30 protein-coding genes are annotated in these 23,322 nt (G+C 51.5%); 9 read left to right on the top strand and 21 right to left on the bottom strand.

Annotation, left to right across the window (positions count from 1 at the left end; all coding sequences use genetic code 11):
• Positions 1 to 370: 370 nt before the first annotated feature.
• Positions 371 to 856 carry a VOC family protein gene (locus E3U44_RS05970; protein WP_134357141.1) on the bottom strand — a complete coding sequence of 162 codons (486 nt, stop codon included), beginning with the start codon at positions 854 to 856 and terminating at the stop codon, positions 371 to 373.
• A gap of 622 nt (positions 857 to 1,478) precedes the next feature.
• Here E3U44_RS05970 and E3U44_RS05975 point away from each other — a divergent pair.
• From E3U44_RS05975 to E3U44_RS05985, 3 genes are read left to right on the top strand one after another with little or no spacing between them, the layout of a single operon-like run.
• Positions 1,479 to 2,621 (top strand): SAM-dependent methyltransferase, encoded by a 1,143-nt coding sequence (locus E3U44_RS05975; RefSeq protein ID WP_240761744.1) that lies wholly within the window; start codon positions 1,479 to 1,481, stop codon positions 2,619 to 2,621.
• Positions 2,622 to 2,643: 22 nt separating this feature from the next.
• A complete protein-coding gene (locus E3U44_RS20560) occupies positions 2,644 to 2,775 on the top strand; it encodes a DUF2878 family protein (protein WP_134357143.1) in 132 nt (43 codons plus the stop codon).
• Positions 2,754 to 2,999 (top strand): DUF2878 family protein, encoded by a 246-nt coding sequence (locus E3U44_RS05985; protein WP_420812614.1) that lies wholly within the window; start codon positions 2,754 to 2,756, stop codon positions 2,997 to 2,999. The genes E3U44_RS20560 and E3U44_RS05985 overlap by 22 nt, the downstream gene beginning before the upstream one ends.
• Here E3U44_RS05985 and E3U44_RS05990 read toward each other — a convergent pair.
• The 5 genes from E3U44_RS05990 to E3U44_RS06005 form a co-directional block, all read right to left on the bottom strand.
• Positions 2,963 to 3,289 (bottom strand): helix-turn-helix domain-containing protein, encoded by a 327-nt coding sequence (locus tag E3U44_RS05990; RefSeq protein WP_134357145.1) that lies wholly within the window; start codon positions 3,287 to 3,289, stop codon positions 2,963 to 2,965. The genes E3U44_RS05985 and E3U44_RS05990 overlap by 37 nt on opposite strands.
• Positions 3,286 to 3,531: a type II toxin-antitoxin system RelE/ParE family toxin gene (locus tag E3U44_RS05995; protein WP_240761746.1), complete on the bottom strand. Its 246-nt coding sequence runs from the start codon at positions 3,529 to 3,531 to the stop codon at positions 3,286 to 3,288. Before E3U44_RS05995 ends, E3U44_RS05990 begins: the two co-directional genes overlap by 4 nt.
• Before the next feature lie 46 nt (positions 3,532 to 3,577).
• On the bottom strand, positions 3,578 to 3,712 hold the full coding sequence (locus E3U44_RS20310) for a hypothetical protein (RefSeq protein ID WP_276321963.1): 135 nt from the start codon (positions 3,710 to 3,712) through the stop codon (positions 3,578 to 3,580).
• Between the two features lie 450 nt (positions 3,713 to 4,162).
• Positions 4,163 to 4,513 (bottom strand): hypothetical protein, encoded by a 351-nt coding sequence (locus E3U44_RS06000; RefSeq protein ID WP_134357148.1) that lies wholly within the window; start codon positions 4,511 to 4,513, stop codon positions 4,163 to 4,165.
• Positions 4,514 to 5,216: 703 nt separating this feature from the next.
• Positions 5,217 to 5,549, bottom strand: a complete 333-nt coding sequence (locus E3U44_RS06005; RefSeq protein ID WP_134357149.1) for a transposase — start codon at positions 5,547 to 5,549, stop codon at positions 5,217 to 5,219.
• 56 nt (positions 5,550 to 5,605) lie between these two features.
• On the opposite strand from E3U44_RS06005, the gene E3U44_RS06010 reads away from it, so the two are divergent.
• Both E3U44_RS06010 and E3U44_RS19560 read left to right on the top strand, forming a co-directional pair.
• The gene (locus E3U44_RS06010) at positions 5,606 to 5,992 is read left to right on the top strand and encodes a hypothetical protein (protein ID WP_134357151.1); all 387 of its coding nucleotides are present in this window, start codon (positions 5,606 to 5,608) and stop codon (positions 5,990 to 5,992) included.
• A 907-nt stretch (positions 5,993 to 6,899) separates the two neighbouring features.
• Positions 6,900 to 7,583: a transposase gene (locus tag E3U44_RS19560; RefSeq protein WP_338040793.1), complete on the top strand. Its 684-nt coding sequence runs from the start codon at positions 6,900 to 6,902 to the stop codon at positions 7,581 to 7,583.
• A gap of 129 nt (positions 7,584 to 7,712) precedes the next feature.
• Here E3U44_RS19560 and E3U44_RS06020 read toward each other — a convergent pair whose 3' ends face one another.
• Together E3U44_RS06020 and E3U44_RS06025 are read right to left on the bottom strand one after the other, a co-directional pair.
• Positions 7,713 to 9,458, bottom strand: a complete 1,746-nt coding sequence (locus E3U44_RS06020; protein WP_134357152.1) for a multicopper oxidase domain-containing protein — start codon at positions 9,456 to 9,458, stop codon at positions 7,713 to 7,715.
• 355 nt (positions 9,459 to 9,813) lie between these two features.
• Positions 9,814 to 10,002: a type II toxin-antitoxin system HicB family antitoxin gene (locus tag E3U44_RS06025; protein ID WP_134357154.1), complete on the bottom strand. Its 189-nt coding sequence runs from the start codon at positions 10,000 to 10,002 to the stop codon at positions 9,814 to 9,816.
• Between the two features lie 107 nt (positions 10,003 to 10,109).
• On the opposite strand from E3U44_RS06025, the gene E3U44_RS06030 reads away from it, so the two are divergent.
• Positions 10,110 to 10,409 (top strand): hypothetical protein, encoded by a 300-nt coding sequence (locus E3U44_RS06030; protein ID WP_134357155.1) that lies wholly within the window; start codon positions 10,110 to 10,112, stop codon positions 10,407 to 10,409.
• Here the strand turns inward: E3U44_RS06030 and E3U44_RS06035 are convergent.
• The 3 genes from E3U44_RS06035 to E3U44_RS06045 form a co-directional block, all read right to left on the bottom strand.
• Positions 10,404 to 10,610: a type II toxin-antitoxin system HicA family toxin gene (locus E3U44_RS06035; protein ID WP_134357157.1), complete on the bottom strand. Its 207-nt coding sequence runs from the start codon at positions 10,608 to 10,610 to the stop codon at positions 10,404 to 10,406. The two genes, E3U44_RS06030 and E3U44_RS06035, sit on opposite strands and share 6 nt — an antisense overlap.
• Positions 10,607 to 10,810: a type II toxin-antitoxin system HicB family antitoxin gene (locus E3U44_RS06040; RefSeq protein ID WP_134357158.1), complete on the bottom strand. Its 204-nt coding sequence runs from the start codon at positions 10,808 to 10,810 to the stop codon at positions 10,607 to 10,609. Before E3U44_RS06040 ends, E3U44_RS06035 begins: the two co-directional genes overlap by 4 nt.
• Before the next feature lie 206 nt (positions 10,811 to 11,016).
• Entirely contained in the window at positions 11,017 to 12,171 is a 1,155-nt protein-coding gene (locus E3U44_RS06045; RefSeq protein WP_134357160.1) for an MFS transporter, read from the bottom strand.
• A 216-nt stretch (positions 12,172 to 12,387) separates the two neighbouring features.
• On the opposite strand from E3U44_RS06045, the gene mdh reads away from it, so the two are divergent.
• From mdh to E3U44_RS20315, 3 genes are all read left to right on the top strand, one after another.
• Complete coding sequence (gene mdh, locus E3U44_RS06050; protein ID WP_134357162.1) at positions 12,388 to 13,323, top strand: malate dehydrogenase; 936 nt, start codon at positions 12,388 to 12,390, stop codon at positions 13,321 to 13,323.
• 226 nt (positions 13,324 to 13,549) lie between these two features.
• The gene (locus E3U44_RS06055; protein ID WP_134357163.1) at positions 13,550 to 14,314 is read left to right on the top strand and encodes a GNAT family N-acetyltransferase; all 765 of its coding nucleotides are present in this window, start codon (positions 13,550 to 13,552) and stop codon (positions 14,312 to 14,314) included.
• Positions 14,315 to 14,465: 151 nt separating this feature from the next.
• Positions 14,466 to 14,594, top strand: coding sequence for a hypothetical protein (locus E3U44_RS20315; protein ID WP_276321964.1), 129 nt, complete (start codon positions 14,466 to 14,468; stop codon positions 14,592 to 14,594).
• A gap of 160 nt (positions 14,595 to 14,754) precedes the next feature.
• On the opposite strand, the gene mgtE is transcribed toward E3U44_RS20315, so the two are convergent.
• The 10 genes from mgtE to lptB all read right to left on the bottom strand — a co-directional run bounded on the left by mgtE (position 14,755) and on the right by lptB (position 23,322).
• A complete protein-coding gene (gene mgtE / locus E3U44_RS06065) occupies positions 14,755 to 16,113 on the bottom strand; it encodes a magnesium transporter (protein WP_134357167.1) in 1,359 nt (452 codons plus the stop codon).
• A 161-nt stretch (positions 16,114 to 16,274) separates the two neighbouring features.
• Entirely contained in the window at positions 16,275 to 18,023 is a 1,749-nt protein-coding gene (gene ptsP / locus E3U44_RS06070) for a phosphoenolpyruvate--protein phosphotransferase (RefSeq protein ID WP_134357169.1), read from the bottom strand.
• A 64-nt stretch (positions 18,024 to 18,087) separates the two neighbouring features.
• Complete coding sequence (locus tag E3U44_RS06075) at positions 18,088 to 18,357, bottom strand: HPr family phosphocarrier protein (protein ID WP_134357171.1); 270 nt, start codon at positions 18,355 to 18,357, stop codon at positions 18,088 to 18,090.
• Positions 18,344 to 18,760, bottom strand: a complete 417-nt coding sequence (locus tag E3U44_RS06080; RefSeq protein ID WP_134357173.1) for a PTS sugar transporter subunit IIA — start codon at positions 18,758 to 18,760, stop codon at positions 18,344 to 18,346. The genes E3U44_RS06075 and E3U44_RS06080 overlap by 14 nt, the downstream gene beginning before the upstream one ends.
• A complete protein-coding gene (gene rapZ / locus E3U44_RS06085) occupies positions 18,757 to 19,602 on the bottom strand; it encodes an RNase adapter RapZ (protein ID WP_134357174.1) in 846 nt (281 codons plus the stop codon). Before rapZ ends, E3U44_RS06080 begins: the two co-directional genes overlap by 4 nt.
• Before the next feature lie 47 nt (positions 19,603 to 19,649).
• Positions 19,650 to 20,213, bottom strand: a complete 564-nt coding sequence (locus tag E3U44_RS06090; protein WP_338040783.1) for an HPr kinase/phosphorylase-related protein — start codon at positions 20,211 to 20,213, stop codon at positions 19,650 to 19,652.
• A complete protein-coding gene (gene ptsN, locus E3U44_RS06095; RefSeq protein ID WP_134357177.1) occupies positions 20,214 to 20,696 on the bottom strand; it encodes a PTS IIA-like nitrogen regulatory protein PtsN in 483 nt (160 codons plus the stop codon).
• Between the two features lie 13 nt (positions 20,697 to 20,709).
• Positions 20,710 to 21,051, bottom strand: a complete 342-nt coding sequence (gene hpf, locus E3U44_RS06100; RefSeq protein ID WP_276321981.1) for a ribosome hibernation-promoting factor, HPF/YfiA family — start codon at positions 21,049 to 21,051, stop codon at positions 20,710 to 20,712.
• Positions 21,052 to 21,062: 11 nt separating this feature from the next.
• A complete protein-coding gene (locus tag E3U44_RS06105) occupies positions 21,063 to 22,511 on the bottom strand; it encodes an RNA polymerase factor sigma-54 (protein WP_134357179.1) in 1,449 nt (482 codons plus the stop codon).
• An 85-nt stretch (positions 22,512 to 22,596) separates the two neighbouring features.
• The gene (lptB, locus tag E3U44_RS06110; protein ID WP_134357181.1) at positions 22,597 to 23,322 is read right to left on the bottom strand and encodes an LPS export ABC transporter ATP-binding protein; all 726 of its coding nucleotides are present in this window, start codon (positions 23,320 to 23,322) and stop codon (positions 22,597 to 22,599) included.

Raw genomic sequence — 23,322 nt, forward strand, 5'->3', positions numbered from 1 at the left:
TCTGTTCTCTTGTCATCATACTAGCTTTGCAGGCTTTCACAACTCACCTTATTAAAGAATCCGCAGGACTACTTATTACGGAAAAGCGCTGCCGCGAACAAACGTTAATGCCGCCCTCGCGCTCGATACTCCGCAAGCTGCGTGCGTCCATGCACTCCTCCAAAGCCTATTCTCGACCTCGTGGAAAATGCCAGCTCGCTATGGTGTATAGCACCAACAAAGGCAGGGCGTGAATTTGTGTCTGGAAAACCCCTTGCCGCATCAAACTCCATGCTGGCAGCGAAGGGGGGATGAGGCCCCGATAGAGGCTCCCCCCATTAAGCGCTTAAATTTTGGTGGGTAAGGGTTTTTCTAATAATCTTTTAGCGGCTCACCCCTGGGATTTTTCAACTTGCCATTGGTCGAGAATAGCACGCGCTCCGTTGGTCGCCGGATCCATCATCCGATCATGCGCGGGCGTCTTTGCTGTTAGCTCGATCACATAGCCATTGGGATCCCGAAAGTAGATGGAATGAACAAATCCATGGTCCACAACACCACGGGTCTCGATGCCCTCCGCCTTTCCCTTGGCGAACATCTCGTGCAAAGCGGCAGTATCGACCTCAAGTGCAATGTGAAGGTCGAAGTCATGCTGGGGCTTGAACTCGAAGGGCCTGTCCGGTGCCTCGAAGAAGGCGAGATAGGAACCATCATCAAGTTCGTAAAAAGTATGCAAGACATGGGTCTTGCGTCCGCTCTTAGTCTCCTTGATCTCAAGCGCACCGGCAAGGGGCAGGCCTAAGAAGTCTTCATAGAAGCTCCGCGTCTCTTCCGAGTCGCGACAGCGATAAGCGCTATGATGAAGTTTTTGGATCATGGTCGGTTCTCCTCTCGCTCGCCAAGAGCGACTGTATCCGGGATAGTCTAAGTATCTTAGTAAAAGTTTTGAGGTATTCCTGGGGCGAGCCGGTGGTGTGGAACTAGGAGACAGGGAAATCCCCGCAAACCCTTTTTTCAGGGAGGAAAAACGGCTTTGCGGAACACCACCAGCTCGCTCCTAAAACAGCTCATATTTTATTCATAGGTACTTAACTGCTTGACTGTTAGGCTAGTCTCTTTACAGGCTGTCCGCTACCGGCAAAATTCGACGGTAGGATAGGGCTCCCCTTCCAGCCTCTTCATGCCCATAGGGCACGCTACTTGTCTAGGGGTGGGCATGATAAGGGCGATCTAACTCTACTTTCACCCTTAATTCCAAAGGGGGTAACACGGGTTCTAAAATTATTTTCCTTTCCTGAAACCTTATACAAGGTAACCGGTTTCATATCCATATTTTGGCGATTTTTGTAAAGAAATTTTGTCTGATTACCTGCTAAATCAAGGCTATTTTTGTCCAATACACTATTTTTTTGGGAAAAATTAATGGTAATTTGTATAATATTTGTATAATTTTATCAGGGGAACGCCACTTGGAGCATCTAAGGCCACGGAGGTCACCCATGAGCAACCAACGCCAGACACCCTATCACTTATCCTCAAGCGATAACTTCTACGGATCCCAGGGCTCACCTCCTCGGGAGGGAAAGAAACTGGCTTCCATAGCGACCACCCTTGCCATCAATTTAACTGAGCAGGCCCGAATCCCGGATGTCTTTATCCGCTATGGTATTCGCGGCCTTCTGCGAAAACGCCTAGGGGAGATTCAGGCGGATGATTGTGAGGCGGTAGCCGATAGGAAGCGGGCCTTTATCGAGCAAATGAATAAAGGTCCCATTGCGGCTCTGCCGGAGAAAGCCAATGAGCAGCACTATGAACTACCTCCCGCCTTTTTTGAATATATCTTAGGCCAGCATCTCAAATATAGCTGCTGTTACTGGGCTGATGGTATTCAGACCTTGGGGGAGGCGGAAGCTGCTGCGCTTAATATTACCTGTGAACGGGCCCAACTGGAAGATGGCCTGCGGATTTTGGAATTGGGTTGTGGTTGGGGGGGGTTGAGTCTCTGGATGGCGGCCCTTTATCCTCGCAGCACCATTACCGCGGTCTCTAATTCCCACTCCCAAAGCCACTATATCCGTCAGCGAGCCGAGCAATTTGGCCTTTCCAATTTGGAAGTCATCACCGCGGATATGAACGATTTTTCCACCCAGGAGCGCTTCGATCGCATCGTTTCGGTGGAGATGTTTGAGCACATGCGGAATTACCGCTGGTTATTGGCCCGGATTCACCATTGGTTGAAACCGTCGGGTAAGTTTTTCATGCATATTTTCTGTCATCGGGATGTGCCCTATGCCTTTGAAGACCAAGGGCCGAGCGATTGGATGGGCCGCTATTTCTTCTCCGGTGGCATGATGCCCAGTGACGATCTGCCCTTGCACTTTCAAGAGCACCTTCGCTGTATCAAGCACTGGCGTTGGGATGGCCGGCACTACGAACGGACCGCCAACGCCTGGTTGGCCAACATGGAGACCCATAAGGATTTATTGCTGCCAATTCTGGCAGAAGTGTACGGCCAAGAGGTTAGCCACCAGTGGTGGATGCGGGGGCGGATATTTTTCATGGCCTGCGCTGAGTTGTTTGGCTATGAGCAGGGACAGCAGTGGTGGGTGAGTCATTACCTTTTTGAGCGCCCGGCGAAGTAAGTGACCGAGAAACCGATTTCCCATGGCGGTGCTCATTAATTTGTTTGCCTTCCAAGTAGGGTGGCTTGCTTGCGTGCTAGGGGGTGCCTACCAACTGCCCTGGTTGGGCACTACCCTAGCCGCTATTTTTTTATTGGACTCCATGTGGCCATGATCCGAGCGCCACATCGGGAGTTACGCTTGATTCTGCTAGGGGGTGCCATCGGCGCATTTTGGGACAGCTTCTTGGTCGCCATGGGTTGGCTCCATTATCCCTCCGGCACTTTTATGGCGGGCATGGCTCCCCATTGGATCATCGCTCTGTGGATGCTGTTCGCCTGCACTCCTTCAAAGCAAAACACCTATCCCACATCCATGGTAGGGCTTTCCTTCTCCTGAGCGGGTCGCACGGTTACTTCCAATTCAACCCGCTGATGAAGCCGATTGAGGATGGTGATCAATCGGTCGATGGTAAAGCGGTCAAGCTTCACACGGCGGATACGCACGAATTCACTGTGATTAACCCCGGTAACCTCTTCGGCTTGTCGGGTCGAGAGCCCGGAATCCTCCAGTACCCCGATGATCTTGGCGGCTAGAATGGCCTTGGCTTGTTCCACATCGGCGTTGGGATGCCCAAAGTCGTGGAACACATGGCCACTACCGCGCACAATTTCAATGTCCTCGCTCATTTCAATATCTCCTGGAGTCGTTTGATGCGCTCCCGGATCACCGCGATGTCCTGTTGCGGGGTCTTGATGCCGGTTCGAGATTTTTTCTGGAAAGCATGAATGACCCAAACTTTTTCACCGATATTGACGGTATAGACAGTTTGATAGGTATCGGTACGGAACCGCAAGGCGATCTCATAAACCCCAGCGCCCAGCCCTTTCATGGGCCTGGCGATATCGGCCTTGCGGCCTTCGGCAGCCACGGTCAGCGCCCGTTGGATTTCAAGTTGTGCCTCTGCGGGAAACCGCTCAAAGCTTTCGGGTTTGCACCAGGGCAGCGGCGCTGAAAGCCTTGACTCGAAGGCCTTGTTCGATGAGGTGGAGCCCTAAGGCGGCTGACAGAATCAACTGCCGGAAGATGACCTCCCGTTCAGGCCCATACACTGCTTTCCATTGCTTGACCCGACCGTTGCAGCGTGCGCAAAACCTGCCCGGGGTAGTAGCCTAGATACGCCTCGTCCCAATGTTCCCACAAACTCAACCCGGTTAACTCTGGATTTTGCTCCAGCAACGGGATCCATTCCGGCTCCCAAACCGTCTCCACTGATGTGCATGTTTGGACCCAAAGGCAACCCGAGTGTGAACAACTTGTTCGATGTTATTTGCTACCTGCAACAGCATGAGGGTGCCCACTTTGAGATTTGCGCCAATCGTTAACTTTGCCACACAGAGAGGGGCAGCAGGGAGAGGCGTCTTCCTAGCTGGGTTGGGAGCTAGGAAGTACAGCATGGTTTATACAGGTAACACGATCTGACCCCTTTTCCTCCTTCCACCGCAAGGCGTAAAAAGTGGAGTAATTTTATTAAATCTGCTGGAAGCTTTAGTCTTCCCAAATCAACTAGGAAAAAATTGCCATTGGCCCACTGGGCGACCGGATTGCAGCACCTTACCCACCATATAGGCATCTATGATACTAAGGATATTCACGATCCACCCTAGCTCAATAAACCAAAGAATAATAACAGCAGCAAGAATGGCTATACCCTTAGCAACCTGACCAAAAATAATTTGGGCAATTCCACCGATAAGAATATTAAGCCAGCAGAAATGGGGGGATTTGGGGGGTACTGACGGATAAACAAGGTTAGGATCTCGCTCTCTTGGACCCTTATTTACGTTTGTCGTTTCATCAATCATTTTTCCTTCACCTTTTACATTCTGTGTTGTAAAAAAGACTAAAAGCATTTTCCATTTTCTGGAAAAATCCTCCCTGCCTATCGCAGGAGGGAAGAGCGTTAAACTTCTTGCTCTCCAGAATGCCTTGGCTGTTGGGGAGGAGGTATTTTTCCTAAGCGCCTTATATTCTCTTCTGAACGTCTCGTGTTTTCTTCAATATCAAGGAGCACCTTTATACACTGGCTAACAATCAGGGCCACAATACCAACAAATAATGCCAGCAAACCTGCGCTCAACTCTATAAACTCGCGATCGCGAAAGGGGTGCCCTGCAATCCTCGGCTCCACCAGGCCTTTAGATACTAAAATAGATCCCAATCGCAATAAGAAATAGTCCAAATAGAGGCATAAATATAGATAGGATAGAAAGGGCACGATAATTTTTGTTCATTATTTTCTCCTTGCTTGAATTAATAATTTTGGTGGATATCAGTGCCTCAACCTAATTACAATCCCATATTTTTTAAATCTAGCGCAAAAGCCATATAAATAAAATAAGTATTTTTACTATCCTTGGATAGCGAAGTCGCACTGGGCGGCCGCAAGAAAGCCGCTCTATGTTTTTAGTAGGCACTTCTAAAAATGCCCAAAAACGACCTACCTCAACTCTGTTGATTTTTCGTGTGACTTGAACAGCGATTTCACTACCCGATTTTGTGTTTGAAGGTTCTTTTGTGTTTCCATTTTTAGGCGTTATCCCTCATTCTGAGGGCCTATTGCCTAGATTTCCAAAGGCTGGCACAACGCTTGAGGTGGTAGACGAGGTTCATTAATCCGATCTTGGTTTTGGCCCGTGCCCGGCCGATCATGCGGATGAAGAGGCCCCCCATCTCGTTTTCCATCGACCCAAAGACAGGCTCAACGCGGGCCCGTATTCGCGATTTTCTGCGGTTGCTCTGTTGCGCTCGCTTGTTGAGCGGCCGGTTGCGATAACCGCCCGCTTTGAGCATCCATTCATTCTCTTCACTGCGGTAGGCGCTGTCGGCCCAGACCTCCTTGGAGGTGTTCTCACTCAATAGCTCAAAAAATACCTGGGAGTCGTGCACTGGAAGTCGAAGGTGTCGGCTTTATCGGTCATGGCCTCCGCGACGCCTATGCGGCGGTGAGCCTGGATGACGGCCAGATCTACAAGGTCACCAACCTGTCCGAGTTAGCCGCACTCACCTCCTGCGACGGCAGCGGCGGCATGGGCGGCTGCACCGTCGACCGCGACGATGTGCCGCTGCTCGAGGCCACCGACGGCTTCTACCCCGGCGACATGTTCGGGGTAGTGGCCTGGATACGCCTCGTCCCAATGTTCCCACAAACTCAAACCCGGTTAACTCTGGATTTTGCTCCAGCAACGGGATCCATTCCGGCTCCCAAACCGCCTCCACTGATGTGCATGTTTGGACCCAAAGGCAACCCGAGTGTCAACAACTTGTTCGATGTTATTTGCTACCTGCAACAGCACGAGGGTGCCCACTTTGAGATTTGCGCCAATCGTTAACTTTGCCGCACAGAGGGGGGCAGCAGGGAGAGGCGTCTTCCTAGCTGGGTTGGGAGCTAGGAAGTACAGCATGGTTTATACATGACCCCTTCTGCCTCTGATTCATTTTCCTTAACTTTTTAAGCACATTTAGCGCTCTAACAAGTAGCTTCAGATTCACTAGGGTTGCTTCCGTAGAATTACTAATTTTTTTACTTTGAAGCTTCTGCTTTACTTATTTTAAAAAGTAATTTGCTCCGGATGTCCCACTTACCCTCTGGGATTAAACAATGTAGAAAAAGGGAATTTATTAGACTATCTATAAACAATAGTTCGGACAGTTTTTATACCTTGTTGCTGTAGGCAGGGGCCTGCTGGTATCGGAAAATGGTGTCTACGACAACGCCATTTTTTGACGATAACCAAAGGCCCCTACATTGATAATAGAAACCCTTTTAGCTCAAATGTCCAGTCTCTCCACGGCGCAACGTAAGTTTATGAAGGTGTTATTAACGACGTGGATGTGTCTGCGTGGCAAAGCCACCTTTCGTAATTTAAGCCGTTATAGCCAACTCAATGAGAAGACGTACGCCCGGTGGTTCCGGCGACCGTTTGATTTTGTCGAGTTCAATCGTCTGTGTTTAGCCGATCTTTTGGCGCAGCGTACCCGGCTTATTGCCGTGATGGATTGCAGCTTTAGTGAAAAAAGTGGTCGGCACACCTATGGTTTGGATAAGTTCTACAACAGCACGCACGATAGGGCCCAGAAGGGTCTGGAAATCTCTACGCTGGCCTTCGTGGATGTGGAATATGCTACCGCCTACAGCTTCTCCACCCGCCAGACGCCTCCCCCTGAGCATCCGGATGAAACACGAGTGGATGGGTACTTGCAGCATCTCAGAGAAGACCGGCACGCGTTATCGATTACCTGGTCACCGACGGCTATTACAGCAAAAAGAAGTTTACTGATGGGGTCGTGGACATCGGTCTTCATCAGATCGGCAAGCTTCGCCACGACGCCAACCTACGCTATCTCTACCAGGGTCCACAAAAACCCCGGGGCCGTCGCAGGCAGTACGACGGCAAGGTGCAATTTGACGACTTGAGCCGCCTTAAGTGGGTCCGGGAAATGGAGGGGGTCTATATTTACACCACAGTCGTCCACAGTGTCGGGCTCAAACGCACGATCCGCATCACCTATTTGCTCAAGCCAGATGGGCACAGGTTGCAGACCGCTCTGCTATTTTCGACCGATACCGAACTCTCTGCGGAGCAGATGTATCGGTACTACAAAGCCCGTTTTCAAATCGAATTTCTATTTCGTGACGCTAAGCAATTTACCGGCTTGTCCGACTGCCAGGCGCGAAGCAAAGAAGCCCTTCATTTTCACTTCAATGCCGCCATGACCGTGTTGAATCTGCTTAAACTTGAAGACCGTCAGCAAGCTTCAAACTCACAGGGGCACGTCATTTCTATCATGAGCTGGAAAATCCGTAAATTCAACGCGCATCTGCTCCAACGATTTTCTGAAAAGTTAGGTTTAGACTTCAGTTTGATAAAATCCCATCCCGCCTATGAAACCCTGCAAAACTATGGGGCTACGGCAGCTTAAAACTGTCTGGAGTATTGATGATAACGACCTCTCTAATTAGTCTGGCAGTGAATTTATGGCCCGGATTTATCTATAAAAGCCCAGCTCTCCTATAAAATTAAACCCCAGCGATGCTCCCTCAAGGCCCAGCTAAATCACTTCATAGGGCCGCATCATCTCATGGTCTTCGTGCGAGAGGATGTGGCAGTGCCAAACGTAACGCCCGGGCTTGTCGAAGGTAGCAATGATCCGCACCACTTCTCCCGGCGGAACCTGCACTGTGTCGAGTAGCCCGGCCTCGGTGGGCGCCGGCGGTCTCGTCTGGCCTTGCAGGTCGATGGTCGCCGGATTGCCGGGCACGAACTTCTTGGCGTTGAACTTCTGTCGGTTCACGATCTGAAAGTGCACCAGATGCAAATGGATCGGGTGAGTATCCGGCGTCGTGTTATAGATCTCCCAGAGCTCGGTGCTATTGAGTGCTGGGTTCTCGGTAATGGGATTATCCCAAGCCCGAGAACCGGCCAGCGTTCCCAACAGGGGCTGGAGCCGTTCGAGTGCATCCAAGCCTTCATAGAGCGCCACCTGCCTGGTGTTGGTCGCTGTGGTCGGATCCACGGCGGGCAGATGACCGTGAACCGGGCGCAGATTGGTTGGCAGCGGTAGGTCCGGAATGTTCGTATTCAGCGGCAGCGATACGCGGAATTCCATGATCCGTCCGGTGGTTTTCGGGTTGATCACCAGTGGGCGGCGGAAGGTACCGGGGGCGTTGTTCTGCATGATGATGGTTTTGCCCGCGTGCTTCGAAAAGTCCACGACCACATCGGCCCGCTGGCCGGGGGCGATGGAGAGGCTCTGGACCTCGACGGGTGCATTGAGCATGCCGAGCTCGGTCCCGATCTGGGTGAACTTGAGCCCGCCCCCGAAAAAGAGGCGGTAGAAGCGGGTATCGGAGCCGTTCAGTAGGCGGAAGCGGTACTTGCGCGGCTCGACCTCTATAAACGGCCACGCCATGCCGTTGACGAGGATCACATCGCCAAAGAACTCGGCAAAGACGGTGGCGTCCGGGTAGTCGGCCGGACCGAAGAGCTGCGTGGCGATATCCGGGGTGTGCGGATAGTAGAGTTCACCATCTGGAGTAAACATCCGATCCTGAATGACGATCTCGGCCTCGTAAGGTCCGCTCGGCAGAGCGGTGCCGGTGTTGTTCGGGTCATTGATCAGCTCGTCCTCATTCTCGTCCCGCAGGAGATAGAACCCGGCGAGGCCCATGTAGACGTTGAGCCGGGTGACCCCCAGCGCATGGTCGTGGTACCAAAGCGTCCCGGCCTCTTGTGAATGGTCGTATTCGTAGTCTCGCGTTACAAAACGGGGTCCGGTCTCACCACTTGCTGTCCACCAGTACTCGGGGAGCCCATCGTAGTCCGAGTCGTTGTGACCGCCGTGCAGGTGGGGTACGGTGGGTACTTCGTTGCCGCTTTCCGCCCAGTGGAGGGTGTCATCTAAGGGTACGTTTGCGGGGTAAGAAATACCGTCAAGATTATTCCGCCATTGCACTGCCACCGGCACATCCTTCCTGGCGAGGATGGTCGGGCCGGGATAGCTGCCATTATAGCCCCACACGGTAGTGTTTACCCCGAGGCCCAGATCCTGGTTGATTTGGGACATGCCTATCTGCGTTGATCCACCGTCCGTGAGATCGATCCGGCCGGGCAGTGGGAGCGGATTGACAAACTGGGGAATGGTTGCGGGATCCAGGGTAACATCAGGCAAAAAGGCGTCGGCATGCGTCTTACGTCCGGTCCACACCCACGGACCAAAGGCGGCGCCGACGCCAACCGCGGCACCTGTCTTCAGAAAGCGCCGCCTGGAAACGCTGAAGTCTTTCTTGTAGGACATGTTATCTCCTCCTCTGGCAGCCCTGACAGTCGTCTGGGTTTGAGATGGCAACGGTTTGTGCCTAGATAGAGGTGAGGCGCGGACACACTTACTGCTCTGATGCGATCGCCCCTCTGTCAGCAGTATTATAGACGAGTTGTCACCATGTAAATCCTGAGTGACTCCACCTGGAGGCAATGAACGATAGGGGTTAGTAGGGGTTAGGTCTTGTCGTTTGCTACTGGGTTAGTAGGGGTTAGGTCTTGTCGTTTGCTACTTATGGGGCCACGGTTATATTTAATTTATACACCATACTTCAAGAAATGTGCTGAGCAAGTCGATCCTTGACCTCACGATGCCTTGGAACCTCGTCTTTTCACGATATTTCAAGCTCAGCGACCTTGCGAACATTAGGAATACTGCCACTTGTCAATTCTTTGTAGAGGTCAATTAAATTTTCCTTTAATTCTTCCTCTGTTTCGCCTTGTGTCCAGTAGTCCGGGAATTCTTCAAGATATCCGAGCCACATGTCATCATCTTTCCAATAAACGTATTTCTTTTTCATTATCTAAATACCATCTCATCAATCGTAGAGAGAGAAATAGAGCCTAACATGGATAAAAGGGGACGATACCTTTTTTCTATAAGGGCCTGATTAACTTAAGGTTATACTTGTGTTTTTCCAAACACGACTATGACATGACGGAGGCAGCAATGGATATTCGGGCTGCGAGACTAGATGAAAAGCTGCATCAGTGGGGCACCGAAATTGCTAAACAGGTGGTGGACGGTCAATGGGGGGATAGGCTAGCCTTTTCGTGCTACTTGTCGCTCGTGGTGGCGGTTAAGCAGCGCAAAACCGATCCCATTCTACTTAAAAGCGTGGGTTCGGTTGAGCGACTTGTATATGTACTCGAAAAAGAACTAAATGTTTTACCTCAGGTTGAACGCTGTATTCTGCGCAAATTATAGTTCGGATTCTTCAATGCTTGCTATTTTCATAAAATGCTTCAGCAAACCAGCTTTCAGCGGCTTGTTACCATGTACGGGAACCGAAATCCGATCCGTATTTCCCGCCTTACCGAATATATGATGACTTCCATTTATCCTGATTAAGCCCCAACCTTTGTCTTCAAGAATTTTGTACAGTCGTTTGCCACTGACTGTTTTCAAACTGCGATCTCCAAAATCTTGTCTTTTCCCGTAATTTTGATGTCTTGAACATCGACGGATAAGCAACCTTCAACCGCTTCGTAGATATTGCTCAACAGTTCATCGAAGGAATCTCCTTGTGTGGCACAACCAGGTATCGCAGGCACTTCTGCCCAATATCCGCCTTCCTCAGCTTCATGAACAACTACTTTTAATTTCATGGTATTTCCTCGTTTGTGAGCACATAACGGGCCGGGATCTCATAGAAAAGGGGACGCTACCCTTTATTTTTTCTTATAAGCAGCTGATTAATGTAATGTTATGCTTATGTTTTTCCGAAAACAACCATGACGGAGGCAGCAATGGATATTCGGGCTGTGCGACTAGATGAAAAGCTGCATCCGGGTGACTAAATCATTAAGTTTGATTATTTTGATGGGCGGTCGATGGTGGGATAAGCCAGACAAAAGGCGGTGATTCCGATCAGGGCGGCGGCCAGATAGGCGTCTTTAGGCTCCAACGTCCAGAGATGACCGCTGTAGAAGCTGCCAAAGGCCCCTCCCGCGCCGAAACCGAGGCTGCTGTAAAGGGCTTGGCCTCGCCCTTGATGGGGACCGGTAAAGTGGCGATGGACCCAATCGATGGCGGCGGCATGAAAAGCACCGAAAGTGGCCGCATGCAGGAGTTGCGCAAAGACCATCAAGGGTAACAGGGAAGGGTAGAGTCCCAGCAGTAACCAGCGGAGGCTGGCCAGCAGCAAGCTCCCTAGCAGCATCCAGCGGGCTCCCAGGGCGGGCAGCAAGCGATGCATGCCAAGAAACAATCCCACCTCGGCAATGACTCCGATGGCCCATAAGCTGCCGATGAGGCCGCGGCTGTAACCATATCCCTCCATATAAATGGTGTAAAAAGTGTAATAGGGACCATGGCTGGCTTGCATCAGGAAAGCCGCCACGAAAAAGGTCAATACTTCTGGTTTTTGTAAGACGCGCCACAGTGATCCGTGGTGGGGGTGGTGATGATGGGTATTGCTTTCCGGCACCGTCAGGCTCATCACCCAAATGCCGGCCATCAAGGTCAGGATCACGGCGGGCAAAAGATCCATGCCGGCGTGATCCAAGAGGAAGCCAAGCAGGGCCGCAGTGATAACAAAACCGATGGAACCCCAGAGGCGGACTCGGCTGTAATGATGGGTTTTCTTTCCCAGGTGGGTTAAGGTAGTCACTTCAACCTGGGCTAAGGTCCCGTTCCAGAAGAAGCTAAAGGTCACCATCACCCCCGCTAGGGCCCAATAGCTATGATTTAAGTACACGGCGCTAAAGGCCAGGATGGCCAGTAAGGAAGCGATACGGACGATGATCATGCGCTTGCCACTATGGTCGGCGATATAGGCCCAAACGTTAGGAGCCAAAATTCGAGTGGCCATCAGCAGAGCCATCAATTCCCCGATTTTTTGGGGGGTAAACCCCAGGGACTGAAGGTAGAGACTCCAGTAGGGGAGCAGCGCGCCTAAAGTCGCAAAGTAGAACAGGTAAAAGCCGGAGAGACGCCAGTAGGGTGGAGCTGGGGTTTCTGTTGACATCTCTTACCTAGAGGTCCCGTGATCGGTGGGTGGGATGGATTGAAGCTTGAATGTCATAGGATTGAAGGATTGGCAGATCGACACCTTTATTATTAAAGAGTAGTTATTGTATCAGCACAAAACCTCTGGAGTGGGACAAAAGTTGGCCGGACGGGGCGCTTTTCAGCAACTACAATGTTATCTAATTTTATGACAGCCAAGATGGAGGATTGGATCATGGCGATAAGAAAAATCACCATTGTGGGCGCAGGCCGGGTCGGTGAGGCAACGGCTCAGTTTCTGGCCAAAAATGAGCTTTGCCGGGAACTGGTGCTTCTGGATGTCCAGGAGGGGGTCGCCCAGGGAGGGGCGTTGGATATTCAGCAATCAGCACCCCTGTTTAATTTTGATACCCGAGTAACGGGCTCGACTGACTATGAGCTCATCGCCGACTCGGATTTGGTCGTCATCACCGCAGGTAAGCCCAGGAAACCTGGGATGTCCCGTTCCGATGTCCTGGATTCTAACCTCCCTATCATTACCGATATTATGAATCAGGTGATGCGTTTTGCTCCCCAATCCTTGGTGATGATGGTGACCAATCCGGTGGATGTGTTGACCTATCATGCCTGGCGTTACTGTGGTTGGAATCGGGCTCGGGTCTTTGGGCAGGCGGGGGTATTGGACTCAGCCCGAATGGCAAGCTTTATCTCCGCAGAGACCAATCTGTCGGTCAAGGATATCTCGGCGATGGTGCTCGGGGGGCATGGCGATACCATGTTGCCGCTCATTCGCTACACGACTATTAATGGAATACCCTTGACCCATTTTCTCGACCAGCAGGCCATTGAAAAAATTATCGAGCGCACCCGACATGGGGGATTTGAAATTCTCCGCCTTCGGCAAACCAGTAGTGCCTATGATGCGCCTGCGGCCTCCATTGCGGCGATGGTGGATGCGATTCGCCATAACCGCAAGCGTATCCTCCCTTGTGTGGCGATCCTGCAAGGAGAGTACGGTGAAAATGAAGTGGCGATGGGGGTTCCCAGTGTCTTGGGGGAGGATGGCCTAGAACGTATTGTGGAATTGCCTCTGACCGAAGAGGAACAGGCCCAATTTAAGCGGTCGGTAGAGGCTATTCGGGCCGATCTCGCCCATACTACCAAAGCTTGAACCTCTTCGTAGGCACCATGCACGGGATTTGTCGGCGGGGAGGGGCGCTTGAGCCACTCAAAATTTTTGCCGAGATGCTTAGGGTTGATTTCAATGGAAGAGCTATAGAGGAAGGGGAGGCAGGGAAGCAGTGGGACTGTCAAATAAATTTCATTAAATTGTTACGGCGCTGTCATGGGCGTGAGGCATGCTGCAATCCATTGGATTCTGTTGAGAAGGTGAAACCATGGAACTTGCCCATAGCTCAAGGGAGGTCTTCACTCGTACTCGGACTTCCCGCCTAAGTTTATCTTTGGCAAAAAATCGTTGTGAAGTTCGAGAAGCACAACGGCTGCGCTATCGGGTCTTTGCGAAAGAGATGGGCGCGCGACTTGAAAGTCCAGAATTTGGCCTGGACCGAGACTACTTCGATGAATTTTGCCAGCATTTGCTTGTTCGTGATACCGGCACTGGCGAAGTAGTGGGGTGTTATCGGATTTTGACCGACTGGCAGGCCCTCAACGCCGGCGGGTTTTATTCTGAAACGGAGTTCGAACTAGAGCAGATATTGGCTCTGCCGGGGCGCTTTATGGAGGTGGGCCGGACCTGTATCCATCCCGCTTATCGGAATGGGGCCACGATTATGTTGTTATGGTCGGGATTGGCCCGTTTTATGACCATGAATGGCATTGATCATCTCATAGGCTGTGCCAGTATTCCTATGTCCCCAGGGGGTGCTGAGGCATTGTCCGTCTTTGACCAGTTGCGGGAAAAGTATCTTAGTCCCCCTCACCTGCGGGTAGTACCACGGTTGCCCCTGCCTCGCACGGATACCGCCTCTCGGCCGGAGGCCGTGGTGCCAGCTTTGCTTAAGGGCTATTTGCGGCTTGGGGCGGAAATTTGTGGAGAACCTTGCCTGGATCGGGCATTTAATGTGGCTGATGTTTTTGTGCTGTTGCGTAGCGCCAATATCAATCGCCGATACTTACGGCATTTCATCAGTCCTAACTGATGGTGATGATAAAGGCCATCCGGGTTGCCTCAGGGGCACCTCGCTGCTCTGCCATCTGTTGGTGGGCATTTGTCTTGCTGTGGTGGTGCTTTCTCCTGGTGGGTTCCGGTGGTTACCCCGACGGAGTACGATAAGGTGGTGGAATTGCCGCTTGTGTCGCATTCTGCGGCTGCGGGTTCAGGTGAGCGGAAGACCAGTAATCGGGACAGCGTTACTGGTCGCCAATCATATTTCGTGGTTGGATGTGATTGCCTTGCTGGCGGTGATTCAAGTCCGTTAGTCCTGTTTTGGGGGGATTCAAGCCTGGGTTATTGCTGCCGATAGCTATGACGACTCACTTGCATTGCTGTCACTCTACCCATGTTTTAAATTCTTCCCGCTCCTTTGCTCCTTTGGGGGCGGGCTTTTCTTTGAAGGGCCCGCCCTCCGGGCGAGAGGTATCAAATCAAGTAAAGGGTAGCAAACCCTAGGAAGGCCATAAAGCCCACAACATCGGTAATGGTGGTGAGGAGAACACCGCCGGCTAGGGCTGGATCAGCACCTATCCGGCGTAAGAAGAGGGGAACAACGACTCCCGAAAGAGCGGCGAAAACTAAGTTGATGATGATAGCGGCCCCAATCAAAATACCCAGTTCAACCCCTTTAAACCAGGTCGCAGAGACTATTCCAATCACCAGCGCCCAGAGGAGGCCGTTAAGGACGCCTAAGGCCAACTCCTTGCTCAATAGCCAGCGGATGTTGCTTTGGCTGAGCTGGCCTAGAGCCATGGCCCGGATAACCAAGGTGAGTGTTTGGCTGCCGGCAATTCCCCCCATGCTGGCGACAATGGGCATTAATACCGCCAGGGCGACTTGCTTTTGGATGGTCGCCTCAAACAGCCCAATAACCCCGGCGGCGAGGAAGGCGGTAATGAGGTTAATCCCCAACCACAAGGAGCGCCGCCGCAAGCTGATAAAGACAGGGGCAAAAGTATCCTCATCCTCGGTTAGACCCGCCATACTCATCAAGGAGTGATCCGCTTCATCCCGAATCACGTCGACCACATCATCGATGGTGATTCGGCCAAGCAGTTTTCCCTCCTCATCCACCACAGGAGCTGAGATCAAGTCCCGTTTTTCAAAGCGCTGGGCGACTTGGGCGATAGGTAAGGAGGCCGGAATTTTTTCTACCCCGTGGGACATGACTTCGGCGACGGTGAGTTCCCGTTTCCGGGTGAGCAAGGTGGTCAGCAACAAGACCCCTTGGTAGTTATCGTCTCGGTCCACCACGAACAAGCTGTCCGTGGCTTCTGGCAGTGTTCCTAAAAGGCGCAGGTAGCGGTGAACCACGTCTAGGGTAATGTCACCCCGGATGGTGATGGTATCAGTGTTCATTAGGCCCCCCGCGGTGTCCTCTGGATAGGAGAGCACCGTCTCCAGGCGACGCCGATTCTGAGCATCCATGGTCTGTAGGACTTGCTCGACCACTGTTTCCGGCAGGTCCCGGAGAATGTCAGCTAAATCGTCAGGGTCTAGGTCCTCCATGAGGGAGGCCAGATCTTCTACCGCAATGTCGCTCATGAGATCGGAGCGCACTTCATCACCCACGTAGCTCAACACTTCGCCTCGATGGCCGGCGCCCACCAGTTGCCAGGCTAAGTGCCGGGTTGTGGGAGGTAATGACTCCAATAAATGGGCGACTTCAGCGGGATGGAGGCTGCTGAGTAGTCGCCGTAGGCGCACCATGCGGCCGCTTTCAAGTGCTGCTACCAGGGCATTGAAGCGTTCATTATTCCTTTCCGGGGAGAGGGGTTGCAGCATGGTGACTCCTCGCGTTGGATTGGCAGATAGGTTTGGAATGGCCCCATTTTATAGTATTTCCCGTTTCAATGAGACCTAAGACGCTTGAGGCAAGCCCAATGGGGTTCCCTCTAAAGGGTAACCGCTATACGGGGGGAGGAGGAACTGATACTACTTGGGGCTTAGTTGGGCAGATCTTCGTTGATTTGGTCTAACAAAGCCTGCATCTCTGACAGATCGTAGCACTCTAAGAATTGTTGGGAGAATTCCGTAAGTTTTTGTTGGTTACTTTCGGTGATCACCCGTTTAACTTCCAGCAAGGAGGCTGGATGCATACTAAAATCTCGCAATCCTAGTGCCAACAGCAACCGAGTATAGCGGGGATCTCCCGCCATTTCGCCGCACATGGCGACGGCTGTGCCCGTTTTTTCCCCGGCCACGATAGTATGATGAATGAGGTGCAATACTGCTGGGTGTAAAGGATCGTAGAGGTAGTTGACCTCATCATCGATGCGGTCAATAGCCAGTGTGTACTGGATAAGATCATTGGTGCCAATGGAAAGGAAGTCCAGGTGGCGCGCAAAAATATCGGCGCAGATGGCCGTGGCGGGAATCTCAATCATGGCTCCTACGGGCAATGCCGGATCATATTTCAGTCCTTGGCGCGTAAGTTCCCGCTTGCAATCCTCTAACAATATCATGACTTGAGTTAATTCTTGTAAGGTACAAATCATCGGTAGCAGCAATCGTACGGGGGCTTGAGCTGAGGTCCGGAGAATGGCCCGCAATTGGGGGCGAAATAGTCCAGGTTCCCGCAGACATAGGCGAATAGCGCGCAGGCCTAGGGCGGGGTTAGTTGCCACCGAGGTATTGAGGCGGCCTCCATCCACCGTTTTGTCAGCCCCCAGATCCACCGTGCGAATAGTCACCGGAGCCCCACCCAGAGCTTCTACCACCCGGGTATAGGCACTTAACTGTTCTTCCTCATCAGGTAGGGTGGTACGGTTCATATATAAAAACTCAGTGCGGTAGAGGCCGATTCCCTCTGCACCGGAATCGGCCACCAGGGGCAAGTCTTCTGGCAATTCGATGTTGGCCTCCAGGGTGATGGGTTGCCCCTCAAGGGTGATAGCAGGTTGGCTCCTGAGTGCCGTCAGTGCGGCAAGGCGACGCTGCTGAGCGAGCCGCTTTTCCTGAAATTTTTCGATGAGAAAAGCATCGACCCCGCCAAGCAAGATGCCTTGTTCGCCATCAATGATCAGCAATTCGTCATCTTGAACGTAACGGCGAGCCCCACGCAGGCCGACGATAGCCGGAATCCCTAGGCTGCGGGCAAGGATACTGGTGTGAGAATTAGCCCCGCCATGCTCAGTGACGAAGCCACTAATTTGCTGCTGCTGCATTAAGACAATATCGGCGGGGGTTAAGTCATCAGCTAGTAAAATATAACCCTTAAGCCGCCCCCCAGAGACTTCATGGCGAGGACTTTCCTGATTGGTTAGGATCCGGAGAATGCGATTGACGACGTGGTCGACATCATTTTTGCGGGTGCGAAGATAAGGATCGTCCATCTCATCGAAAACGCTTGCCAGAGCGTCACGCTGTAGCTTGAGTGCCCATTCAGCATTACAGTGCCGATTTTGGATGAGTTCTACAGGCACGGTAGCCAGTGCTTTGTCTTCAAGCATTAGCAGATGGGTGTTGATAAAAGAAGCGATATCGGTCGGGATATTGACCGGAATTTGCTCCTGGATAGACTGCAGTTGCGCTTTAGCAGTGCTGAGCGCTACTTGGTATCGTTGAATCTCGCTTTCGATGAGGCTCGGAGGCAGGAGATATTCATTAACCTCAGGTTGATCGCGGGAAAGTATATGAACTTTACCAATAGCGATGCCTCGCGAGACGCCGATCCCGTGTAACTCAAGGGTCATGCTAGGGCCCTAAAGAAATTTTCCTTGTTTAATTCCCCATATAATGGGGTGATTGGTCTTACTCTCATTCATGTTCTCCAAACCGTTCATTCACCAGCGTTTTCAGTTGCTGGAGAGCTTCCTCCTCATCGGGGCCTGAGGCCATAATACAGAGGCGGGTTCCCTGGGATGCCGCTAGCATCATCACGCCCATGATGCTTTTTCCATTGACCTCTTTGGTTCCCCGCTGAACGCGTATCTCGCTTTTAAAGCGAGAAGCTAGAGTAACGAATTTGGCTGCAGCTCGGGCATGTAGCCCCAACTTATTAATAATAGTCACCTCACTCTGTGTCATCCTGTTTCCTCATGGTGGTAAAGCAGGCACAAACCCCTTCGCGCCCGCCGCTTATCGCTTTTTCTGTGAGCTCGGTGAGGCTCAAACGGGGGTAATTCAGTACTCGTATCAACATGGGCAAGTTAAGGCCGGTGACTATCTGCGCATGTTGGGTATCTGCTGCGTAGCAGGCAATATTACTGGGGGTGGAACCATACATATCGGTCAAAACCAGAACCCCATGGCCGGTGTCTAAATTATCGATCAGCTTTCGTGCTTGTTTCCGCAAAGCATCGGGGTGAGAGGCGCGGGTTACACGGAGTATTTGGATCTGTAGAGGGCAGCTGCCCAGCATGTCATTGGTGGTATCTAGCAAAGACGAGCCAATATTATCGTGAGTGATAATAAGCACGCCGACGGTCATGACAATTCCCGATGACGGCAAAGTACTCGGTTATGTGCAGAATGGAAATAAGCTGTGAGCTGCTCTGTTAAATAAACTGAACGATGCTGTCCCCCTGTGCATCCGATGGCCACCGTCAGATAACTGCGATTGGTCTCTTGAAACCGCTGTAGCCAGTGTTGTAAGAAGGCAATCAAGTCTTGCCGCATTTGGGTGACGGTCTCGTGGCGCTCAAGATAGGCAATCACTTCTTGGTCCCGTCCGCTCAAGGGTCGCAAATGGGGCTCCCAATAGGGATTAGGAAGACAACGGACGTCAAATACAAAATCAGCATCGAGGGGGACTCCATGTTTGTAGCCAAAAGACTGAAATAGCAGTGACATCCCCGTGCGCGCACCATCGCCGACCCGCTCGCTAATTAAGTCCCGTAGCTGGTGGACCGTAGTACAGGTGGTATCAATTCTAAGATCGGCTTTTTCGGCAATAGCCTCCAACAACTCCCGCTCATGGCGGATGGCCTCGGCGAGGGGGATATTGTTGAGTGGATGTTTGCGGCGGGTTTCACTAAAGCGTTTAAGAAGTGTTGCATCGCTAGCATCAAGAAAGATGATATGGCACTGAGCCCCCACCTCTTCAATGTCCTCTAGGATCTGAGGAAATTGTTGGAGTTCTTGGGGAAGGTTACGGGCATCAATACCGACGGCGGCGCGGAGTTGTTGGGCATCCTGTTGCATCTTTTGGGCAAAGACGGGAAGAAGGTAGACAGGTAGGTTATCGATGCAATAGAAACCCTGATCTTCTAAGGCATGAAGGGCAATACTTTTGCCTGATCCCGATACACCGCTGATGATAAGCAATTTCATGGGAGCCTCGCCAATTCTCTCTTGAGTGAGTGCTTCTAAGGCACCCCTTACTTGTGCCTAGGGGAGGAGGGATTAAGGAGCTGCTGGTGACGTTGTTGCAGCTCAAGCAAGGCATCATAACCTTTGAGCCGCAAGTGATAGTCTTGGACGGCCGTTTCTATCATCGTGGCTGGTTGCAAATTACCTCCCAAGGGCAAGGTAAGTTCAGGCACTTTCACGTTTAGCTGCTCCCACTGGCCTAGGTTGCGGGTGAGCGGTTCGATATGTTTGTGAGGAATAAGATGGATGACAAGATCAAGGGAGTGTTGGGTGACGATAGCCTGATGACCATAGATCGCACGAATATCGACCACACCCAAGCCTGGCACGGTTAGAAAATCCTGCAATATAGCCGGGCAACTGCCGATCAATTGGGTGGCTGCTGTCCGCTGGAAAATGGGCGCATCATCCGCGATTAAACGGTGTCCCCGTCGGATTAATTCTAGGGCTAGGCTGCTTTTGCCAACGCGGCTTTCCCCCCTCAATAGAACCCCGACGTCAAAAATGACCAGCAGCACGCCATGGCTGGTGACGTTGTCTTCACTAGGGCTACTCACGCCTTGCAATCTCACTTAGTCAACAATACCGGTGGACGCAGAGGTTTGCTCCCATTCCCTTAGGACCTCCAGCAGGGTATGGGGGTCTTTGGCTTCACGCAGGCGGGCACAGAATTCCGGATCACGGAACATTTCTGCCAATTGGGCAAGCAGCTGCACGTGAATTTGGGCTGATTCTTCCGGAACCAGCAGGGCGCAGAATAGATCGACCGGCTGTTGATCGAGGGCATCAAAATCAATTCCTTGGTCCAGGCGAACTAATGCTGCGAGGGTATGCTGATTGCCAGCCATGCGGGCATGGGGAATGGCGATCCCATCCCCAAGACCAGTGCTGCCAAGACGTTCCCTAGCAAGTAGGCAGTCGAAAACATCCGCCGAGTCCAGGTCATCCGCGCCTCGGGTAAGCAACTCGCTGAGCCGCTCTAGCACACGTTTTTTGCTGCCTGCAACGGCACCCACAGCGATTTGTTCGGGGACAAGAAACTCGGTAATTTGCATGATTGGGGTTAATCTATCCTTGTTGTTGCTTTTTCATTATTCCCTCACTGCGGTGATGGTCGGTCAATTTCTCTCGGTGCTTTTTAATTTGCCGATCTAATTTGTCCACCAGATCGTCAATGGCGGTATACATGTCTTCGTCTTCAGAGGAGGCAAACACATTGGCCTTGCTCACATGCAGTGTTGCTTCAGCTTTCTGCCTCGTTTTTTCAACACTAAGGACGACGTGAATATTAGTCAATTGATCAAAATGGCGTTCTAGGCGCTCACACTTATTTTCCACATAGTTCCGCAGGGCTTGAGTGATTTCAACGTGGTGGCCAGTAATATTTACTTGCATGGATTGCTCCTTAATTATTTTGCTCTTTAGATCAATCGTTTCCGTTCATTGGAGGGGGGGATGTTCAAGTTCTCCCGATATTTAGCGATGGTACGCCGTGCCACTTTAATGCCTTGTTCGGCTAAGATTTGCGCGATTTTACTATCGCTTAGGGGCCTGCGGGGCTCTTCCCCGGCAATTAATTTCTTGATAAGGGCGCGGATGGCAGTTGCAGAGCATTCTCCCCCGCTGCTGGTAGCCACATGGCTGGAAAAAAAGTATTTTAGCTCATAGATTCCTCGGGGGGTATGCATATATTTGTTGGTTGTGACCCGCGAGATAGTGGATTCATGCATGGAGACGGCTTCTGCAATATCGTGGAGTACTAAAGGACGCATGGCTTCTTCGCCCTGCTCTAAGAATCCCTGTTGGCGTTCCACGATGCAGCACGCAACTTTAAGTAATGTTTCATTGCGGCTATGTAAACTTTTAAGGAACCAGCGGGCTTCTTGGAGCTGGTTTTTAAGATAGCTGTTAGTGAGACTGTCATCAGCCCGCCGGATCAGGCTGGCGTACTGGGTATTAACCCGCAGACGTGGCGCGATATCAGGGTTAAGTTCAACATGCCAGCTGCCACTTTGCTTAGTGACATAGACATCAGGCACGACGTACTCGGTTTTACTGGGTTGTATTTGGGTTCCTGGCCGTGGATTGAGGGATTGAATCAAGTGGATGGCCGCTCCCAGTTCTTGTTCCGATAATTTCATTGCCCGCATTAATTGGGCATAGTCCCGTTTACCTAGTGTGTCGAGATAGTGGGACAACAGCAGCTTTGCTTTTTCTAGCCAAGGGGTGTCCGGGGGATATTGTTTCAGCTGTAACAGTAGGCACTCACCTAAGTCACGGGCTCCAACACCAGGGGGGTCGAAATTTTGTACCTGATGCAAGATAACTTCCACTTCCTTGGGCTCAACCTCGATTTCCTCTCCTAGGCTTTGTTGTATCTCCTCAAGAGTGCCGCATAAATAGCCTTCTTCATTAATCGAATCGATAATGGCGGTGGCAATGACGAGATCCTTCTCGTTGGTCGCCGCCAAACGAGCCTGCCAAAGCAAGTGTTCTTGTAAGGTTTCTTCTCGATTGCCTTGGTTTTCCAGATCGGGTAAGAATTCCTCTCCAGAGGAAGCAGGCAACGGTAAGCTGTCATAGATATCGTTCCAACTGCTGTCTACCGGCAATTCGTCGGGGATTGCCTCGCCGAGTGAGGTGGCTATCTCATTGCCCTCAGGGGTGATGGCTTCCTTTACCTCATCGGTGTCTAAACGCTCCTGTCCCTCTTCGCTTTCACTTTGCTCAAGCAGCGGATTCGATTCTAGCGCCTGTTGGATTTCAGTTTGTAGTTCCAAAGACGAGAGCTGCAACAGGCGAATGGCTTGCTGCAGCTGGGGTGTCATCGTAAGTTGTTGCCCAAGGCGTAGTTGGAGAGAGGTTTTCATACCTGAGCTCTGCCTGCTATTGGATTGCTATTTATTATATTCAGCAATGAACGTATAGTTGGCAATAAACATGCCATAACAGCCGTTAAAGATGAAAATTGTACCCCAAATAAACTTCCTTTACTCGTTCATTATTAAGAATTTCCCGAGGTTGACCTTTGGCGATGACTTCACCTTCATTCACAATATAAGCATACTGGCAAATTCCTAGGGTTTCCCGGACATTGTGATCGGTAATTAAGACACCGATCCCCCGTTCTGTCAGTTGCCGGATGATACCCTGGATGTCTAGCACCGAAATAGGGTCCACTCCGGCAAAAGGCTCATCTAATAGTATAAATTGTGGTTCTACTGCCAGTGCACGGGCAATTTCAACACGCCGCCGCTCTCCGCCCGAGAGGCTCATCCCCAAGGTTTTTTTCACATGGGTAATGTTCAGTTCATGCAGCAGCGCGTCCACCAGCTGTCGGCGCTCTGGTTTTGTCAGATCGCTTCGGGTTTCTGCGATGGCCATAATATTTTCGGCCACGGTCAGCTTGCGGAAAACCGAGGCTTCTTGGGGCAGGTAGCTGATTCCTAAGCGGGCCCGGCGATGAATGGGGTATTGAGTGATCTCGTGATGGTCTAAAGAAATGAGACCTTTGTCGGTTGAAATTAAGCCCACTAGCATGTAGAAACAAGTTGTCTTACCGGCACCATTGGGGCCGAGTAGGCCCACGACTTCGCCACTTGAGAGTTCTAGAGAAACATCCCTGACCACCCAGCGGGATTGGTAGCATTTGGCAAGGTGATAGGCTGATAGCCTGCTCAT

Source organism: Nitrosococcus wardiae, assembly GCF_004421105.1.
GTDB classification, from domain to species: Bacteria; Pseudomonadota; Gammaproteobacteria; order Nitrosococcales; family Nitrosococcaceae; genus Nitrosococcus; species Nitrosococcus wardiae.